The organism is Candidatus Skiveiella danica (assembly GCF_022705245.1).
Classification (GTDB): domain Bacteria; phylum Pseudomonadota; class Gammaproteobacteria; order Burkholderiales; family Burkholderiaceae_C; genus Skiveiella; species Skiveiella danica.
This window is the reverse complement of record NZ_JAKJEW010000139.1, coordinates 1-609: the sequence shown is the minus strand read 5'-3', so window position 1 is coordinate 609 and position 609 is coordinate 1. Positions and strand designations below refer to the sequence as shown.

The 609-nt window shown below is 67.0% G+C and carries 1 pseudogene; it reads right to left on the bottom strand.

Features of this window, described 5'->3' with window-relative positions:
* Positions 1-7 precede the first annotated feature (7 nt).
* Positions 8-609, bottom strand: a pseudogene (locus tag ACMUOY_RS20545) (long-chain fatty acid--CoA ligase); the annotation flags it as partial.

Here is a 609-nt window from a genome sequence, read left to right as displayed (position 1 = left end):
CGCGGGCTCAGCTGGCGTAGTGCGCGTCCAGCAGGTCCTTGTACTTGTCCGCGACGACCTTGCGCTTGAGCTTCAGGCTCGGCGTGATCTCGCCGGCCTCGACGGTGAGGTCGTGGTCGAGGATGGTGAACTTCTTGATCTGCTCCCACCGGTTGAGGCCGGCGTTGAGTTCGTCGATGTAGCCCTGGAGCATCTCGCGCGCGGCCGGCGAGCCGGCGATCTCCGCGTAGCTCTTGCCCTCCATACCGTTGGCGGCGGCCCAGCCGACGATCGCCTCGGGGTCGAGGGTCACCAGGGCGGAGACGAAGTTGCGGTCGTTGCCGTGGACGAGGAGCTGGCTGACATAGGGGCACAGGCCCTTGAAGGTCGATTCGATGTTGCTCGGCGCGACGTACTTGCCGTTGGACGTCTTGAAGAGGTCCTTCTTGCGGTCCGTGAGCTTGAGGAAGCCGCGGTCGTCGATCTCCCCGATGTCGCCGGTGTGCAGCCAGCCGTCGGCGTCGAGCGCCTCCGCGGTGGCTGCCGGGTTGTTGTGGTAGCCGGCCATGACGCCGGGGCCGCGCATGAGGACCTCGCCGTCCTCGGCGATCCGGAACTCCATGCCGGGCA